18 protein-coding genes are annotated in these 15,002 nt (G+C 66.1%); 9 read left to right on the top strand and 9 right to left on the bottom strand.

Annotation, left to right across the window (positions count from 1 at the left end):
- Positions 1 to 58 precede the first annotated feature (58 nt).
- From AC3WLY_RS23945 to AC3WLY_RS23930, 4 genes are all read left to right on the top strand, one after another.
- Positions 59 to 514, top strand: a complete 456-nt coding sequence (locus AC3WLY_RS23945; RefSeq protein WP_425130875.1) for a TIGR00725 family protein — start codon at positions 59 to 61, stop codon at positions 512 to 514.
- A gap of 68 nt (positions 515 to 582) precedes the next feature.
- A complete protein-coding gene (locus tag AC3WLY_RS23940; RefSeq protein ID WP_492309491.1) occupies positions 583 to 1,782 on the top strand; it encodes a porin in 1,200 nt (399 codons plus the stop codon).
- A gap of 169 nt (positions 1,783 to 1,951) precedes the next feature.
- A complete protein-coding gene (locus tag AC3WLY_RS23935) occupies positions 1,952 to 2,146 on the top strand; it encodes a YqaE/Pmp3 family membrane protein (RefSeq protein WP_105390536.1) in 195 nt (64 codons plus the stop codon).
- Between the two features lie 154 nt (positions 2,147 to 2,300).
- A complete protein-coding gene (locus AC3WLY_RS23930; protein WP_175960008.1) occupies positions 2,301 to 2,588 on the top strand; it encodes a helix-turn-helix domain-containing protein in 288 nt (95 codons plus the stop codon).
- A gap of 104 nt (positions 2,589 to 2,692) precedes the next feature.
- Here the strand turns inward: AC3WLY_RS23930 and AC3WLY_RS23925 are convergent, their stop codons facing one another.
- The 3 genes from AC3WLY_RS23925 to AC3WLY_RS23915 are packed head-to-tail and all read right to left on the bottom strand — an operon-like array spanning position 2,693 to position 5,293.
- On the bottom strand, positions 2,693 to 2,872 hold the full coding sequence (locus AC3WLY_RS23925) for a hypothetical protein (RefSeq protein WP_175960009.1): 180 nt from the start codon (positions 2,870 to 2,872) through the stop codon (positions 2,693 to 2,695).
- A complete protein-coding gene (cydB, locus tag AC3WLY_RS23920) occupies positions 2,844 to 3,851 on the bottom strand; it encodes a cytochrome d ubiquinol oxidase subunit II (RefSeq protein ID WP_175031550.1) in 1,008 nt (335 codons plus the stop codon). Before cydB ends, AC3WLY_RS23925 begins: the two co-directional genes overlap by 29 nt.
- Before the next feature lie 29 nt (positions 3,852 to 3,880).
- Positions 3,881 to 5,293, bottom strand: coding sequence for a cytochrome ubiquinol oxidase subunit I (locus AC3WLY_RS23915; protein WP_175960010.1), 1,413 nt, complete (start codon positions 5,291 to 5,293; stop codon positions 3,881 to 3,883).
- A gap of 485 nt (positions 5,294 to 5,778) precedes the next feature.
- Here AC3WLY_RS23915 and ltaE point away from each other — a divergent pair, with 485 nt between their 5' ends.
- The gene (gene ltaE, locus AC3WLY_RS23910; RefSeq protein ID WP_310136663.1) at positions 5,779 to 6,792 is read left to right on the top strand and encodes a low-specificity L-threonine aldolase; all 1,014 of its coding nucleotides are present in this window, start codon (positions 5,779 to 5,781) and stop codon (positions 6,790 to 6,792) included.
- 31 nt (positions 6,793 to 6,823) lie between these two features.
- Here ltaE and AC3WLY_RS23905 read toward each other — a convergent pair whose 3' ends face one another.
- The 3 genes from AC3WLY_RS23905 to AC3WLY_RS23895 all read right to left on the bottom strand — a co-directional run bounded on the left by AC3WLY_RS23905 (position 6,824) and on the right by AC3WLY_RS23895 (position 8,799).
- The gene (locus AC3WLY_RS23905; protein ID WP_175960012.1) at positions 6,824 to 7,732 is read right to left on the bottom strand and encodes an HTH-type transcriptional regulator ArgP; all 909 of its coding nucleotides are present in this window, start codon (positions 7,730 to 7,732) and stop codon (positions 6,824 to 6,826) included.
- Between the two features lie 72 nt (positions 7,733 to 7,804).
- Complete coding sequence (locus tag AC3WLY_RS23900; protein WP_175960013.1) at positions 7,805 to 8,200, bottom strand: hypothetical protein; 396 nt, start codon at positions 8,198 to 8,200, stop codon at positions 7,805 to 7,807.
- On the bottom strand, positions 8,197 to 8,799 hold the full coding sequence (locus AC3WLY_RS23895; RefSeq protein ID WP_175960014.1) for a hypothetical protein: 603 nt from the start codon (positions 8,797 to 8,799) through the stop codon (positions 8,197 to 8,199). The genes AC3WLY_RS23900 and AC3WLY_RS23895 overlap by 4 nt, the downstream gene beginning before the upstream one ends.
- Before the next feature lie 829 nt (positions 8,800 to 9,628).
- On the opposite strand from AC3WLY_RS23895, the gene AC3WLY_RS23890 reads away from it, so the two are divergent.
- The 3 genes from AC3WLY_RS23890 to AC3WLY_RS23880 all read left to right on the top strand — a co-directional run bounded on the left by AC3WLY_RS23890 (position 9,629) and on the right by AC3WLY_RS23880 (position 11,998).
- Positions 9,629 to 9,910 carry a hypothetical protein gene (locus AC3WLY_RS23890; RefSeq protein ID WP_492309492.1) on the top strand — a complete coding sequence of 94 codons (282 nt, stop codon included), beginning with the start codon at positions 9,629 to 9,631 and terminating at the stop codon, positions 9,908 to 9,910.
- Positions 9,911 to 10,141: 231 nt separating this feature from the next.
- Positions 10,142 to 11,212, top strand: a complete 1,071-nt coding sequence (locus AC3WLY_RS23885) for an MBL fold metallo-hydrolase (RefSeq protein ID WP_175960016.1) — start codon at positions 10,142 to 10,144, stop codon at positions 11,210 to 11,212.
- Positions 11,213 to 11,338: 126 nt separating this feature from the next.
- Complete coding sequence (locus AC3WLY_RS23880) at positions 11,339 to 11,998, top strand: glutathione S-transferase family protein (protein ID WP_492309493.1); 660 nt, start codon at positions 11,339 to 11,341, stop codon at positions 11,996 to 11,998.
- Between the two features lie 100 nt (positions 11,999 to 12,098).
- On the opposite strand, the gene AC3WLY_RS23875 is transcribed toward AC3WLY_RS23880, so the two are convergent.
- The gene (locus AC3WLY_RS23875) at positions 12,099 to 12,791 is read right to left on the bottom strand and encodes a phosphatase PAP2 family protein (protein ID WP_175960018.1); all 693 of its coding nucleotides are present in this window, start codon (positions 12,789 to 12,791) and stop codon (positions 12,099 to 12,101) included.
- A 345-nt stretch (positions 12,792 to 13,136) separates the two neighbouring features.
- Here AC3WLY_RS23875 and AC3WLY_RS23870 point away from each other — a divergent pair, with 345 nt between their 5' ends.
- Entirely contained in the window at positions 13,137 to 13,280 is a 144-nt protein-coding gene (locus AC3WLY_RS23870; RefSeq protein WP_208457409.1) for a hypothetical protein, read from the top strand.
- Between the two features lie 23 nt (positions 13,281 to 13,303).
- Here the strand turns inward: AC3WLY_RS23870 and AC3WLY_RS23865 are convergent, their stop codons facing one another.
- Together AC3WLY_RS23865 and AC3WLY_RS23860 are read right to left on the bottom strand one after the other, a co-directional pair.
- Complete coding sequence (locus tag AC3WLY_RS23865; RefSeq protein ID WP_175960019.1) at positions 13,304 to 13,942, bottom strand: 2-hydroxychromene-2-carboxylate isomerase; 639 nt, start codon at positions 13,940 to 13,942, stop codon at positions 13,304 to 13,306.
- A 134-nt stretch (positions 13,943 to 14,076) separates the two neighbouring features.
- A complete protein-coding gene (locus AC3WLY_RS23860; protein ID WP_492309494.1) occupies positions 14,077 to 14,895 on the bottom strand; it encodes an IclR family transcriptional regulator in 819 nt (272 codons plus the stop codon).
- Between the last annotated feature and the right edge of the window lie 107 nt (positions 14,896 to 15,002).

Below are 15,002 nucleotides of genomic sequence, written 5' to 3'. Positions count from 1 at the left end.
GGCGCGCGATGCGCTGCAGCAACTCGCGCAACGGCAGCGCGGCGCCGACCGGCACCGGATGCCGGTCGGCGTGATCGGCCCGCGCGATGCGACGGACGCCCAGCTCGCCATCGCGGAGCGAATCGCGCACGGGCTCGCGGCGGCGGGCGTCGCGATCGTCGGCGGCGGCAAGCAGGGCGTGATGGAGGCCGCCGCGCGCGGCGCGCATGCGGCGGGCGGCTGTGCGATCGGGCTGCTGCCCGAGGACGACGCGCAGCATGCGAATCCGTATCTGAGCGTCGCGCTGCCCACCGGGCTCGGCATCACGCGCAACGCGCTGATCGCTCGCGCGTCGCTGTGCCTGATCGCGGTCGGCGGCGGCCTTGGCACGCTGTCCGAAATCGCGCTGGGGCTGCAATGGGGCAAGCCGGTGTTCACGATTTGCGACGCGCCGCAGGTGGCGGGCGTCGAGAACTTCGACGAAACGGACCTGCTCGTCGCGCGGGTCGCGCAGTGGCTGTCCGGTTCGGCGTAGATCGGCATTCCGGATAACCGGATGCATCGTTTCAGGTGGTATCGATTGAATAAACAGGAATCCTCTACATGAAGAAGATCACTTTTGCGCTTTGCGTTTCCGGCGGCCTCTGCACGACGGCGCATGCGCAAGGCACCGTCACGCTCTACGGGATCGTCGACGCGGGTTTGGGGTACACGAGCAACCAGCGCGTCGCGACGAGCAAGGGGTCGCTCGGTTCGCCGGTCGCGTATCGCGGCGCGTCGAGCTACAGCTTCGCGAGCGGTACGTGGTCCGGCAGCCGCTGGGGGCTGAAGGGCAAGGAAGATCTCGGCGACGGGCTCGCGGCCGTCTTCCAGCTCGAGAGTGGCTTCAACATCGGCACCGGGCAGCTCGGCCAGGGCGGGCGGATGTTCGGCCGCCAGGCGTGGATGGGGCTGTCGAGCACGCGCTACGGTACGCTGACGATGGGCCGCCAGTACGATCCGATCGTCGATTTCGTCGGCTCGATCGGGCCCGGCTCGTTCCTGACCGGCATGGGTGCGCATCCGGGCGATCTCGACAACATCGACAACCAGTCGCGCGAGAACAATTCGATCAAGTACGTGAGCCCGTCGTTCGGCGGCTTCACGTTCGGCGGGCTGTACGGCTTCGGCAACCAGGCAGGCAGCGCGAAGAACCAGAACACGTGGAGCGTCGGCGGCCAGTACGTGAACGGGCCGTTCGCGCTCGGCGCGGCCTACCTGTATGCGACCAACGCATTCGGTGCGAACGGCGGCGCATGGACCGGCTCGTACGACGGCACGTTCGCGTCGTCGATCAACGAGGGTTTTGCGTCGTCGAAGAGCATGCAGATCGTCGCGGCCGCGTCGACCTACCAGATCGGCGCGGTGACGCTGGGCCTGTCGTACAGCAACACGCAGTACCGGGCAGGCGCGTTCTCGACGTTCCGGGGCAACGCGACCTACAACTCGGTCGGCGGTACGGCGTCGTGGCAGGTGTCGCCGGCGCTGCGCGTCGCGGCCGGCTACGACTTCACGCGCGGCAGCTCGGTCGGCGGTGAAGCCGCGCCGAAGTATCACCAGTTGAACCTGGCGTCGTACTACTACCTGTCGAAGCGGACCGCGCTCTACGGTCTCGTCGGCTACCAGAAGGCGAGCGGCAAGACGCTCGACCCGTACGGCAACGTCGTCGCCGCGACGGCGTCGGTCGGCGACGTCGGCAACGGCATCTCGTCCGCCGGCAACACGCAGACGCTCGTGCGGATCGGCATGCGTCACACGTTCTGATCGTCGCACGATCGCACTCCGGCGAATTCGATTGGCCCTCGCATGTCGCGAGGGCCTTTTTTCGTCCGGCCGATCGCCAGGATCATGCCGGGCCGGACTTGAATTGGGGAGAGCAACCCGCCATATTGGCAGCGCATGAACTTTCAACGACGCCTCCAGAGGATTCCCGATGCGCCTTCTGCTTGCCCTGCTGCTGCCGTGGTTCCAGTTTTTCACGATCGGCCGCCCGATCGCCGGTGTGATCTGCCTGATCCTGCAACTCACGATCGTCGGCTGGCTGCCGGCCGCGATCTGGTCGGTGTATGCGCTGAGCCAGTACAAGACCGATCGCAAGATCGAAGCGGCGCTGCGCGAGCGGCGGTAAGTCGTCGTTGCGATTCCGGGCGTTTCTCCTCGCCAGGTGCAACGCCAAGGGTTCCTGTTTCGGTAGATATCTACATAATTTGCACGCAGCCGCGTGCACAATTTGTATAGATTTCTGCTGAGATGGCCGTGTTCGACGGACGGGAGGCGACACGATGGACAAACGCTATAACGCGATGTCGCTTCCCGAACAGCTTGCGCGGCGGCGGCAAGCGATCGACGACGTTCTCGCGCATCCCGAGTGGTCGCTGCGCGAATCGGTGCGTCATCTGAAGCAGACGATGCGGCTGACGAGCGCCGAGATGGCGAAGCTCGCCGGTGTGTCGACGAAGACGATCCAGGATATCGAGCAGGGCCGCAGCGACGGGACGGTACAGACGATGAACCGCAGATTCGGCATGCTGGGGTTGAAGCTCGGCGTCGTGCGGCGGGCGCCGCAATAACGCACGCGGAGGAAGAGGCAGCGCGGCGCGCATCCATCGGGCGATCGCTGCGCGCCGCGCCCGGGCCGCGCGCGTGGCGCGATCGCCCGGCCGGCGTTCCGGCTTCACTTCACCGCAAACAGCGTCAGGTTCATGAAGATCTTGAACGCATAACCGAGCGTGACGGCGCCGGCCACGCCGCCCGCCCACAGGACGACGAACCACATCCAGCCGCGCATCCGCGGCCGGGGCGCCTCGAGCGGGCGATCGGCGGAATCAGTGGTGGTAGTAATGCTGGTCTTCATGGCGCACCTTCCCTCGGAATACCCAGTAACCCATCGTCGTGTAGGCGATGATGATCGGGAGGATAACCGCTGCGCCGACCAGCGTGAAGGTCTGGCTCGAACGCGGCGCGGCCGCTTCCCAGATCGTCATCGTCTGCGGAATCGCATACGGGAACAGCGTGACGAGCAGGCCGACATAGCCGAGCAGCACGAGCGCCAGCGCGAGCACGAACGGCGTCATGTCGTGCCGGTCGCGCACCGCGCGACGCATCCACACCGCGCACCCGGCGACCAGGAACGGCACCGGCAGCAGGCGCCAGAACAGCCCCGAATCGAACCAGCGCTGCGCGATGGCCGGATCCTGCAGCGGCGTCCACAGGCTGATGACGGCGATGAAGCCGAGCAGCACGACGGTCAGCGGCCACACGACGCGATGCAGCCGGCGTTGCAGGTCGCCTTCCGTCTTCGCGACGAGCCAGCAGCAGCCGAGCAGCGCATAGGTCACGATCAGGCCGAGGCCCGTCAGCAGGCTGAACGGGGTGAGCCAGTCGAACGCGTCGCCCGCGAACACGCCGTCCTTCACGTTGATGCCCTGCAGGAACGCGCCGAGCGCGATCCCCTGGAAGAACGTCGCGCCGGCCGAGCCGCCGATGAACGCGAGATCCCACAGCTGCTTGGTGCGCCGCGCCTTCGCGCGGATCTCGAACGACACGCCGCGGAAGATCAGGCAGACCAGCATGAAGATCAGCGGCAGGTACAGCGCCGACAGCACGGTCGAATAGACGATCGGGAACACCGCGAACAGCCCGGCGCCGCCGAGCACGAGCCACGTCTCGTTGCCGTCCCACACGGGCGCGACCGTGTTCATCATCAGGTCGCGTTCCTTCTCGTCCGGAAAGAACGGGAAGACGATGCCGATGCCGAGGTCGAAGCCGTCGAGCACGACGTACATGAAGAGCCCCAATGCGATGATCGCGGCCCAGATTACGGTGACGTCCATAGGTTTTCTCGTTTGCGGATGGGGTGGGCTCAGACGGTCTCGATCAGCTCGTCGACGGCCGACATCGGGCGGCGCGCGGTGTGATCGGGGCGCGTGTCGGGCGTGTCGTCGTGCTTCGCGTCGGGCAGCGCGGGGCCGGCCTTCATCAGCTTCAGCATGTAGTACACGCCGGTGCCGAACACGAGGAAGTACACGATCACGAACGTCATCATCGACAGGCTGACCTGCTGCACCGAGAGCGGCGACACGGCCTGCGCGGTGCGCATCACGCCATACACGACCCACGGCTGGCGGCCCGCTTCGGTCGTCACCCAGCCCGCGAGCAGCGACACGAAGCCGGTCGGGCCCATCACGAGCGCGAAGCGCTGGAACCACTTCGATTCATACAGGCGGCCGCGGCGGCGCAGCAGCCACGCGAGCGCGGCGAGGCCGATCATCGCGAAGCCGAGGCCGACCATGATCCGGAAGCTCCAGAACACGACCGTCGAGTTCGGGCGGTCCTCGGGCGGGAATTCCTTCAGCCCGCGGATCTCGCCGTCCCAGCTGTGCGTGAGGATCAGGCTGCCGAGGTGCGGCACCTTCACCGCGTAGCGCGTCGTTTCCGCCTGCATGTCCGGAATGCCGAACAGGTTGAGCGGCGTGCCGCCCTTCTCGGTTTCCCACAGCCCTTCGATCGCGGCGATCTTCGCGGGCTGGTGCTTCAGCGTGTTGATGCCGTGCTGGTCGCCGATCACGGCCTGCAGCGGCGCGAGCACGAGCAGCAGCCACAGCGCCATCGAGAACATCTTCTTCACGCCCTTGTCGCGGCGGCCCTTCAGCAGGTGCCACGCGCCCGTCGCGGCCACGACCAGCGCGGCGACGATGAACGCCGCGATCGCCATATGGAACAGGCGGTACGGGAACGACGGGTTGAAGATGATCGCGAACCAGTCGGTCGGCACGACGCGGCCGTCGACGATCTCGAAGCCCTGCGGCGTCTGCATCCAGCTGTTCGACGCGAGGATCCAGAACGTCGAGATCAGCGTGCCGACCGCGACCATCAGCGTCGCGCCGAAGTGCGCGCGCGGGCTCACGCGGTTCCAGCCGAACAGCATGATGCCGAGGAAGCCGGCCTCGAGGAAGAACGCGGTCATCACTTCGTACATCAGCAGCGGCCCGGTGACGGCGCCGGCGAAGCTCGAGAAGCCCGACCAGTTGGTGCCGAACTGGTAGCTCATCACGACGCCGGAGACGACGCCCATCCCGAACGCGACCGCGAAGATCTTCGACCAGAACAGACAGAGGGTCTTGTAGTACTGCTTGCCGGTCTTGAGCCAGCGATATTCGAGCACGGCGATGAAGCTGGCGAGGCCGATGCTCAGCGCCGGAAAGACGATGTGAAAGGAGACGGTGAACGCGAATTGCAGGCGGGCCAGATCGAGGGCCGAAAGTGCGGTGTCCATACCAGATGACCGAAGCTGACGATACCCGCCGGCGGGTGCCGGCGGACCCCGGCCGACAGGCGGCGGGGTTGGCTGGAGTATGGGCCGCGATGTTGCACCGCGAAATGCGCCAACTCGTCGCAGATGTCCAGCCCGCCGCGCGCGATTTCGGGATAAATCGTTGATTCGTATCAAGAAGGCCGCTCGCGGCGCGTGCGGCCGCGGCGTGGCGGTCTGACGCACGTGCGGCAATATGGCGCGTCGCGTCATCGGAACGATTCGATCCGCACGCCCGCACCGTGCGGAACCTCTGGCGTGCCGCCGTGCGCGGCCGATCCGTTTCGACGCGTCAGCCCGTAATGCGGGCGACCGCGCGGGAGGGGCGCGGCAGGTGGGGGCGGCAGCGCGGCCGTCGGCACGCGCTGCGTGAATTGCGTACACTCTCAGTCTCGTTTCGGCAGGGCCGGGCGCATCGGTTCCGGTCCGCGTTCACTCAGGGCACGAAGATGATCGATTTACGCAGCGATACCGTGACACGTCCGAGCCAGGCGATGCTGGCCGCGATGACTGCCGCCGAAGTCGGCGACGACGTATGGGGCGACGACCCGACCGTGCTGCGCCTGCAGGCGGTTTCGGCCGAGCGGGCCGGCAAGGAAGCCGGCCTGTTCTTCCCGAGCGGCACGCAGAGCAACCTCGCCGCGCTGATGTCCCATTGCGAGCGCGGCGACGAGTACATCGTCGGCCAGCTCGCGCACACCTACAAGTACGAAGGCGGCGGCGCGGCCGTGCTGGGCAGCATCCAGCCGCAGCCGATCGAGAACGCGCCGGACGGCACGCTGCCGCTCGCGAAGATCGCCGCGGCGATCAAGCCGATCGACAATCACTTTGCCCGCACGCGCCTGCTCGCGCTCGAGAACACGATCGGCGGCCAGGTCTTGCCGGAAGGCTATGTGCAGGAAGCCGTCGCGTTCGCGCGCAGCCGCGGGCTGTCCACGCACCTCGACGGCGCGCGCGTATGCAACGCGGCCGTCGCGTCGGGCCGCCCGATCGCGGAGCTGTGCGCGCCGTTCGATACCGTATCGATCTGCTTCTCGAAAGGGCTCGGAGCACCGGTCGGCTCGGTGCTGGTCGGCAGCCGTGCGCTGATCGAGCGCGCGCAGCGCTGGCGCAAGGTGCTCGGCGGCGGGATGCGGCAGTCGGGCATTCTCGCGGCGGCGTGCCTGTATGCGCTCGACCATAACGTCGAGCGGCTCGCGGACGATCACGCGAACGCCGCGCATCTTGCGGCAGGCCTCGCGCGGATCGAATCCGTGAAGGTGCTGTCGCATGCGACGAACATGGTGTTCGCGCAATTCCCGGAAGCCGATTGCGCGCCGCTCGAGGCGTGGCTCAAGGAGCGCGGGATCCTCACGCAGATGCTGTACGCGTCGCGCTTCGTCACCCACTGCGACGTGTCGCGCGCGGACATCGATACGTTCGTCGACGCGGTCGGCGCGTATTTCTCGCAGCGGCGCGCGTAACCGCCGCGAGCCGGGCCGTCACCGGCTCATGTCATTTCGGCAGCGGCGCGAGCAACCGGCGCGCCGCTTCGACCACCCGCGCGGACAGCGACGCCATCGTCGGCGACTGCACGGTCCACGCGTGCCAGTACAGCGTGACGTCGGTCGGATGCGCGGGCGCGAGATCGACGAGCCCCTGCGCGTCGAGCGGCGCGGCGCCGATCAGCGGCTCCGGCACCATCGCGTAGCCGAGTCCGTGCCGCACCGCCGCGAAGTGCGAATGGGTGCCCGGCACGTAATGGCACGGGTATGCACCTTCCGGCAACCCGAACTTCTCCTTCAGGAACGACGACTGCAGCGTGTCGCGCCGCGAATACGCGACGACGGGCGCGTTGCGTGCGCTCGTGCGGTTCAGCCCGCGCGGAAACCAGCGCGCCGCGAACGCGGCGGCCGCGAGCAGGCGGTAGCGCATCGTACCGAGCGGCGTCGCGACGCAGCCGCGCATCGGCTTCGGCTCGGTCGTCACGCAGCCGACCGCCATCCCGCTTTCGAGCAGCGCGAACGTGTGGTCCTGATCCTCGACGATCAGCTCGAACAGGATCCGCTCGCCCGCGAGCACGGACGTCAGCGCGGGCAGGAACCACGTGCCGAGGCTGTCGGAATTCAGCGCGATCGTCACGGAGATCGGCGATTCGCGCTCGGTCGCGAGCGTGCTTTGCAGGTCGGCCTGCAGCAGCGCGACGCGCCGCAGGTGCTGCAGCACGCGCTGCCCGGCCACCGTCGGGCGGCACGGCCGCGTGCGCAGCACGAGCGGCGTGCCGAGGCTCGCCTCCAGCGCGCGGACCCGCTGCGTGACCGCGGACGCGGTCACGTGCAGGCGCACGGCCGCCTGCTCGAAGCTGCCCGTGTCGGCGACGGCCAGCAGCGCGGCGGCCTGCTTCGGATCGATCGTCAGCGACATGTATCAGATGAACCGAGACAGATTGTGATGTTCAAAACGATGAGGCCCTGCTAGTCATGGCGTTGCGGCCGATTATGACGCGTGGCGATCAATTGTGAAATGGAACTCGGTCATGCCTTGGGACCAAACCGCGACCGATTCGGCATGTTGTGCCAGATGGTCTGGCGCAAGGTGCTCGCGCGGATTTCCCATTCGGCTTGCCCGCATGATCTCTTTGTCGATCTTGTTCGACAAGCGGCGCAGCGGGGTGCTGCATTTAAACATGTCGGCGTGTTCGAGGTACGCGATCGCGCGCGTGGCGTCGCCGGTACCTGTTCGATGTCCAGGGAGAAACAGCCGCGCCGGCTCCGGCGAGCGCTCGCGTGCACCCGAAAATTCGGGATCCGACGCTGGCCGAAGCGCGGAATGTGCGAAGACAGAATGCGCACTGCTGCGAGCAGTGCGCATCCCTCGGGTGTCGGCGATCAATAGGCCGCCACGTTTTCGGTATTCCGTCGTTCAACGGCCGTCCTGGATTTCGCCACTGCCGTGATAAACAACATGGCGGCGATTCCACTCGCGACCAGTGCCGGGTAAGCCGCCAGGATTTGGATCAATGAATACTTCCAGCTCAATGGGCGCCCGACGCCAAGCATTGCCGCATAGAACCACGAGACGGCGGAAATCACGCCCGCGAAAATGGCAACCATGCGCCGTTCGAAGGAAAGCTTCAGCAAGGATCCCGCTTTCTGCAATGCCGGGAGGACCGCGGAGTGCAAAGCGATACCGTTGAAGGTCAGCAACGCGACGATGCCAATCTTGGCCTGCAGCTTGGGATTGCCGAGATACCCGAGACCCTGAGTCCGCATATCGAACGCAATGATCGCGATGCCGGTGATCCAAAGCACCATCAGCGCCAACGTGACGGTGCGCTGCAGGCTGGGCAGGTGGACCTGGGCAAGATCGGTAGGCGCGTCAGAATCCAACAGTCGCCTGACCATGGCAATGTCGCTGGTCAGCACGAGGCCAATCGCGACACAGCAGGCTATGAGATGAACAAAGACGATTCCCATTCGTACGAATTCCATTTTCTGTCCTTTTTCGGCGCGTTGCGCAAAGTTGAGTTGTACCGTCGCAAATCTGGGTGAATTTCGGCGATACGTTAGGAGTACGACGCAGATATAAAAATGCGACCGTGGATTCCACGATCAAGCTGGCTCCAGTTCGGCATGACATGAACAACTCGGCGAGCCCACTACGGCGCGTCGGGTCCCAACAGGATGCATGTAGTCGAATCGATACCCATTGCGAGTTCGACCGCTTGATCAAGCCCGCACAGCGTGCAGACTTGCAGTGTCGGATGGCTGGCCACCCAGGTATCCGGCATGTCGCGATTTGTAGAATGAAACGTCGCCCAACTGCCGGATGCTGCCGGACGACCCGCGAAATTTAAAACAGCAGGCCGCGACGAATCAACCCGACTTGTTACGAAATGCAAAGAGCGTAACGAGCGAGAAATCGGTGTGAGAACGGTCCGACCCTTGCGCGAATTCCGCCATCTGGAGTGTGCCGAATTGTTCTGACTTGGAGTCGGGCACTGATTGATGAGTCACTTCATTTTACATTTGAGCGCTAAATACTAAAGGGGTCGCAGTTCACAATGCACGTTGCGAAACTTTTATATGTTGAATAGAGAAATTTCGAACACTCAAAATAATATCGAGCATCGATTTTCTCAGACGAAACGCCGGTAGCATCGGGCATCGATGCACCGGCGAGCACCTGAAAATCTGCGCGGTTTGCTGGGAGATCTCCCGTCTCCTCCTTCGCGTCGCGTCGTCTTGGCGGGTTGAGCGTCGGAACTACCGGTACTGGTGGAAATGAATAAGCTGCTCGAGTCGAAACGGCCAAAATCGGATGACCCGGATTTTTTTTGAAAAAAAAGAACAAGAAATCGAAGTGGATTGTGCGGTCGATTGGAGGAAGATCACGTACGACCGGCAGCAGGTAAAAATCGCAGACGTCAAAAATGCAAAATGCTCTGATCGCCCGGAGTCAATCCCGCGCGTTGTGAGTGTAAGGCAGCGCGCGCCACTGTCCGGGCGCGGCGAATCGTCCCGCCGCGTGCCATTCGTCATCGGAATCGGTTGCCATGCATGGGACGCCGGTGGCGCGTGCATTTTGATCTACGCTATATGAATGTGTGAAACGCGGCAGGTGCGATGCCGATTGTCCGGCGACGATGTCATCATGCCGACGTCGATGTCGGACGACGATGCGCAGCAGACGCAGCCGTGAATTTACGGATCATGCGGCGCGGCAGGCATACGGACACGGGGCGGCACTCGTGCTCGCGCACACGCGCATCGGCGACGCACGGCACGTGGGCCGTACAACACCAACCTGAACAGGCGACGGAGCGACTTCGCGATGATCTTCCGGCAACTTTTCGACCCGCAATCGTCGACATACACGTATCTGCTCGCCGACCGCGCATCGCGCGAAGCGCTGCTGATCGATCCGGTGTTCGAGCAGGTGCGCCGCGACGCGGCACTCGTCGATGAGCTCGGATTGCGGCTCGTCGCGACCGTCGACACGCACGTGCACGCCGATCACGTGACGGGCGCATGGCTGCTGAAGCAGCGCACGGGCAGCGCGATCGCGATCTCGGCCGCGAGCGGCGCGCAGGGCGCCGACCGCTACCTGAACGACGGCGACCGCTGCGCATTCGGCTCGCGCTACCTGACCGTGCGCGCGACGCCCGGCCACACGAGCGGCTGCATCAGCCTCGTGCTCGACGACGAATCGATGGCGTTCACCGGCGACTGCCTGCTGATCCGCGGCACGGGCCGCACCGACTTCCAGCAGGGCGACCCGCGCGCGCTGTATCGCGCGGTGCACGGCCGGCTCTTCACGCTGCCGGCCGCGTGCCTGCTGTATCCGGCGCACGACTATCGCGGGCTCACGGTGACGAGCGTCGGCGAGGAGCGGCGCTTCAATCCGCGCCTCGGCGGCGATCTCAGCGAAGACGATTTCGCCGGCTACATGCGCAACCTCGGGCTCGCGCACCCGCGCCAGATCGACGTCGCGGTGCCGGCGAACCTGCAGTGCGGCGTTGCCGCGAACGCGCCCGATGCGCAGGCGGCACCCGACTGGGCGCCGCTCGTCTATACGTTCGCCGGCTTCTGGGAAATCGATCCGCAGTGGCTCGAGGATCATCTGCCGGCGGTGCAGGTCGTCGACGTGCGCGAACCGGACGAATTCACCGGCCCGCTCGGCCACCTGCCCGGCGCGACGCCGATTCCGCTCGGCGAACTGGCCGCGCGCACCGGCGAGATCGCGCGCGACCGGCCGGTCGTGACCGTGTGCCGGGCCGGCGGGCGATCCGCGCAGGCGAACGTGATCCTGCTGAAGGCCGGCTTCGACGCGGTCGCGAATCTCGGCGGCGGGATGCTGCGCTGGCGCGCCGAAGGGCGCGTCGTGATGGACGGCCGGTCGTAGCGCGCCGAGGCCGCGCAAAAAAATTTCCGGACCGATGTCGAAACGGCCGGTCGCCGTTCGTCGTCAAGGTATCCGAGATCATGTGGCGCCGCATGACGCAGCGCCGAAACCCTGAGAGACCGCACGATGATGCCGACGCTTTATGCCCATCCCTTTTCGTCCTACTGCCAGAAAGTGCTGACCGCGCTGTACGAGAACGGCACGCCGTTCGAGTATCGCGTGCTCGCGCACGACGATCCGAAGCCGATGCAGGAACTGACCGCGCTGTGGCCGCTGAAGCGTTTTCCGGTGCTCGTCGATGCGGGCCGCACCGTGGTCGAGGCGTCGATCATCATCGAGTATCTCGGCCTGAACCATCCGGGCCCCGTGCGCCTGCTGCCCGACGATCCGCACGCGGCGCTCGAGGTGCGGATGATGGATCGCTTCTTCGACAACTACGTGTCGACGCCGCAGCAGAAGGTCGTGCACGACGCGCTGCGGCCGGAAGCCGAGCGCGATGCGCGCGGTGTCGCCGATGCGCGCGCGATGCTCGAAACGTCGTATGCGTGGCTGGACAAGAAGATGGCCGATCGCGAATGGGCGGCGGGCGACCGCTTCAGCCTCGCCGATTGCGGCGCGGCACCGTTCCTGTTCTACGCGGACTGGACGCACCGGATCGATCCGTCGTTCGCGAACGTGATCGCGTATCGGAAGCGTCTGCTTGCGCGGCCGTCGTTCGCGCGAGCGGTCGACGAGGCGCGGCCGTTTCGCTCGTTCTTTCCGCTCGGCGCGCCCGATCGCGACTGATCTGCGCGGCCGTCGCGCGGCGTGCTGCCGCCGCGCACGGCCGGCAGCGCGTGCCGGGGCGACGGAAAGAAAGCAGCGGCAGCATCGCGGCGCGTGCCCGTTACATCGTTTGCGTGGCCGACTGCGCGAGCGTCAGCAGTTCGTCGAACTGCGTGATCAACTCGAAGCACAGCAGGAACGCGAGCGTATAGGCCGGCGCGGGGAAGCGCCGGATCATTCCCAGCACCTGCGGCGCGAAGCGCGACCGGACCGCGTCGCGCGTCAGCAGCCATGCGATCGCGATGCCGATCGTGGCGCCGGCGATCAGGTCGGTCGGGTAGTGAAAGCCGAGATACGCGCGCGGCACGCAGATGAACACGACGGAATACAGCAGCGCGAACACGCCGGCGCGGCGCGCGATGATGAAGATGCCGGTCGCGATCGCCATCCACAGCATCGCGTGATCGCTCGGAAACGAACTCCACGCCTGCAGCGTTGCCGCGCGCAGCCCGGCCGACGGGAAGTGCAGGTGCAGGTCGGGGTTGTAGATCGGCCGCACGCGGAACGGCAGCACCTGCGCGAGCAGCCGGCCGAACGCGAGCGCGATGAGCCCGCTCGCGACCGTTGCGATAACCAGCTCGCGTTGCCGCTCGCGGTTCGGGCCCGGCTGGAACCACAGCCAGCACAGCACGGGAATGAGCACGAAGCCCTTGAACGTGTACAGGCCGGCGATCACGCGGATCGCGTGATTCATCAGCGGGCCGAACGTCACGTGGGTGAGGAAGATCTGGATCGTGGTGTCGAAATTGTTCATGTTCTGTGACCCCGGCGGATGCGCAGCACGCGGCGCGCGGCCGGCAGGATCTGGAAGCGCGCTCGTACCGGAGCGCAACGGGGGGCAAGTATGTCACCCGTTATTTCGAAGAAAATGCGAAAAAATACCGGGAATCCCCTGATAAAACGGGGCTGTGCAGTGGGGCCGGATGGGAGCGTGCCGAGCGGCGGGGCAGGGGCGAATCATCCGATGTTTGTGCGTCGATGCGCACGGGCGCCGGAAAAATATTTGGTTGAGCTGGACAGTTTGGCAAGCCGGTGCGGACCTTGCGCCGGATGAACGAATGCGGGTTACGCTCTGTGCGAATCTGTCAGGCCGCGCAGCATGACGCATGCGCCGGTCGAAAATAAAAGAAAAGGTGGGCAAGCCCGGTGGGCCTGCCCGTTTTGCCGGCGCAACGCGGTCGTGCAGTTCGTCGCGATGATGGGCGAGGCCGTGCCGGGGCTCGTCGAAGCGCGCGAAGTCTGACCCGGAGGGCGCGGGCTGCGCCGTCAGCCGCGCCGGATTCCTTCGGGCAGCGCGCTGATGCGGCGCACCTCGGGCGAGTCGAGCCACGCGCGGGACGTAGCGCAGTCGGCGAACATGTCGGTCGCATCCTCGCCCCAGAACAGGTCGCCGTCGAGTTCGAAAGTCGGCACGCCGAATACGCCGTGCGCGATCGCACGATCGGTGTTCGCGCGCAGCGCGTCCTTCACCGGCTGTGCTTCGACGGCCGTCACGCCATCCGGAAAGCCGACGGCTTCGCACAGCGCGGCGAAGCCTTCCGGTGTCGATACGTCTTGGCCGTCGCGCCAGATATGCCGGAAGATCCGCTGGATCGCATCGAGCGAACAGCCCATCGCGATCGCGAGGCGCAGCGGCTTGATCGGGTTGAACGGGTGGGCCGGCGGCATCCGGAACGGGATGCCGAGCTTGTCCGCGCGGTATTGCGCGTGGCGATAGGTGAAGACGCGTTTCGCCGCGATCTCCGCCGGCGCTTTCTGGCCCCAGTGCGCGAGCAGCGCGCCGAGCACGATCGGCCGCGGCTCGAACGCCGCGGCGGGCGGCAACCGGTCGAACTGTTCCTGCTGCAGGTAGGCGAACGGCGAAACGAAATCGAAATACCAGGTGGCGGTGCGCGCGGCGTTCATGGCGGATGCCCCTCTTGTGCATGGCCGGTTGACGGTTGCACGCATGGTGCGCACACGGGCGGCGTGCGATGCGTGCATCGGCGGCCAGTGTCGCACGCGGTCGCCTTTTGCGTTGCGCTGCGCTGCGCTGCCGGCTACGACCCCGCGGCGTCGTCTGCTGCCGACGCGAGCCGAGCGAGGCTGTCGCGCACGGCGGCTGCGTCGTAGCGTGCGCCCGCGCCGCCGAGGGCAACGGTCGCCTTCTGCGCGAGCGGCAGCAGCATCGCGAGCGCCGCCGCCATCGTCGGCGCGGCGGCGAGCCGCGATTTCGGGCCCGACACCGTCAGCGCGCCGACGCATGCGCCGGCAGCATCGAACACCGGCACGGACGCCGACGCCGTCTCGGGGTCGCGCTCGCCGTACGATGCGGCCCACAGTCGTTCGCGCACGTCGTTCCAGCGTGCGTCCTGCGTGTCGGTGAACGCCATCAGCACCTTCCCGGACGCGCCCTGGCGAACCGGAAACTCCTCGCCGACGCGAATCGACACGCGCACCGCGCGTGCGGGCTCGACGCGGTAGAGCACCGCGCGCATGTCGCCCTGGCGAACATAGAACGACGCCGTTTCCCCGAGTTCGCGGCTCAGCGTCTCGAGCAGCGGCTCGACCACCGGGCCGACCCGGAACGAACGCTGGTACAGCGCGGCGAGCCGCAGCGGCTCGTGCCCGACCGCGTACTGGCCGTCGTCGAGCTTGCGCATGAAGCCGCCATGTTCGAGCGCGGCGAGCAGACGCAGGATCGTGCTCTTGTACAGCCCGGTGCGGCGCGACAGCTCGGCGAGCGACAGCCGGTCGTCGGTCGGCCCGAATGCACGGAGGATCGCGAACGCGCGATCGAGCACGGCGACGCCGCTGGAGGCTTCCTCGGTCGACGAATCGGGCCCGTCGCCGGCGTGATCTGCTTGAGTGGTAGGCACTGCCTGCTTCCTTCGGATGATGGTCGGTCGACTATATTGTTCTGCCTGGCAGAACTCAAGTTCCAGAAAATCGCAATTTCACGGGTATACCCCGCTTACAGCTCATT

It is taken from the genome of Burkholderia sp. FW306-1C-G01B (assembly GCF_058781685.1).
Note: the sequence above shows the minus strand (reverse complement) of the source record. Positions and strands in the feature narration are given on the sequence as shown.

Coding starts and splice junctions, on each gene's coding strand:
- AC3WLY_RS23945 (WP_425130875.1), top strand. CDS start 59: ATGCCGGTCGGCGTGATCGGCCCGCGCGATGCGACGGACGCCCAGCTC.
- AC3WLY_RS23940 (WP_492309491.1), top strand. CDS start 583: ATGAAGAAGATCACTTTTGCGCTTTGCGTTTCCGGCGGCCTCTGCACG.
- AC3WLY_RS23935 (WP_105390536.1), top strand. CDS start 1,952: ATGCGCCTTCTGCTTGCCCTGCTGCTGCCGTGGTTCCAGTTTTTCACG.
- AC3WLY_RS23930 (WP_175960008.1), top strand. CDS start 2,301: ATGGACAAACGCTATAACGCGATGTCGCTTCCCGAACAGCTTGCGCGG.
- AC3WLY_RS23925 (WP_175960009.1), bottom strand. CDS start 2,872: ATGAAGACCAGCATTACTACCACCACTGATTCCGCCGATCGCCCGCTC.
- cydB (WP_175031550.1), bottom strand. CDS start 3,851: ATGGACGTCACCGTAATCTGGGCCGCGATCATCGCATTGGGGCTCTTC.
- AC3WLY_RS23915 (WP_175960010.1), bottom strand. CDS start 5,293: ATGGACACCGCACTTTCGGCCCTCGATCTGGCCCGCCTGCAATTCGCG.
- ltaE (WP_310136663.1), top strand. CDS start 5,779: ATGATCGATTTACGCAGCGATACCGTGACACGTCCGAGCCAGGCGATG.
- AC3WLY_RS23905 (WP_175960012.1), bottom strand. CDS start 7,732: ATGTCGCTGACGATCGATCCGAAGCAGGCCGCCGCGCTGCTGGCCGTC.
- AC3WLY_RS23895 (WP_175960014.1), bottom strand. CDS start 8,799: ATGGAATTCGTACGAATGGGAATCGTCTTTGTTCATCTCATAGCCTGC.
- AC3WLY_RS23890 (WP_492309492.1), top strand. CDS start 9,629: ATGACCCGGATTTTTTTTGAAAAAAAAGAACAAGAAATCGAAGTGGAT.
- AC3WLY_RS23885 (WP_175960016.1), top strand. CDS start 10,142: ATGATCTTCCGGCAACTTTTCGACCCGCAATCGTCGACATACACGTAT.
- AC3WLY_RS23880 (WP_492309493.1), top strand. CDS start 11,339: ATGATGCCGACGCTTTATGCCCATCCCTTTTCGTCCTACTGCCAGAAA.
- AC3WLY_RS23875 (WP_175960018.1), bottom strand. CDS start 12,791: ATGAACAATTTCGACACCACGATCCAGATCTTCCTCACCCACGTGACG.
- AC3WLY_RS23870 (WP_208457409.1), top strand. CDS start 13,137: ATGACGCATGCGCCGGTCGAAAATAAAAGAAAAGGTGGGCAAGCCCGG.
- AC3WLY_RS23865 (WP_175960019.1), bottom strand. CDS start 13,942: ATGAACGCCGCGCGCACCGCCACCTGGTATTTCGATTTCGTTTCGCCG.